This is a genomic window from Brevundimonas sp. EAKA (assembly GCF_000698025.1).
Classification (GTDB): Bacteria; Pseudomonadota; Alphaproteobacteria; order Caulobacterales; family Caulobacteraceae; genus Brevundimonas; species Brevundimonas mediterranea_A.
Genome location: NZ_JMQR01000287.1, coordinates 1 through 441, shown reverse-complemented (window position 1 = coordinate 441; position 441 = coordinate 1). Strand labels below are relative to the sequence as shown.

Below are 441 nucleotides of genomic sequence, written 5' to 3'. Positions count from 1 at the left end.
GGCGGGGTGGCTTCAACAGAGCAACCAGGTCAATACCTGGGTTTCTGGAGTTGCCCAGGATTTTAGGGATGCTGGGTCTGGCACCGGTAACATCAAAACCGTCTCGAATGCATATCTGGATCAGCGTATGCAGGAGCGTGGAACTGGTGCTCCTCAGGTTCAGAAAATCGAGGTTCATCCCGCTCAGGTCACGGGCGAAATCCCTACTTCCGGATTCGCAAATGATCCGGTAAACGTGGCAACGGGTAACTTCATTGAGCCTGAAACCGACCTTTCTTTCCCGGGAACTTTTGCGCGTAATCTGAACCTGAAACGTATGTATAACAGCTTGGCTGTGACTAACTCGCAAGATATTCCTTCAGGTGTTTTTGGCATCGGATGGTCCTCTACTCTGGATCAGCGTCTTGAGTTTGATGCCGATAAAGCATCATGGTTTACCGC

1 protein-coding gene is annotated in these 441 nt (G+C 50.6%); it reads left to right on the top strand.

Annotation, left to right across the window (positions count from 1 at the left end):
- On the top strand, window positions 1-441 hold a 441-nt coding region (locus tag ER13_RS18890; protein ID WP_197019823.1), incomplete at both ends, for a DUF6531 domain-containing protein.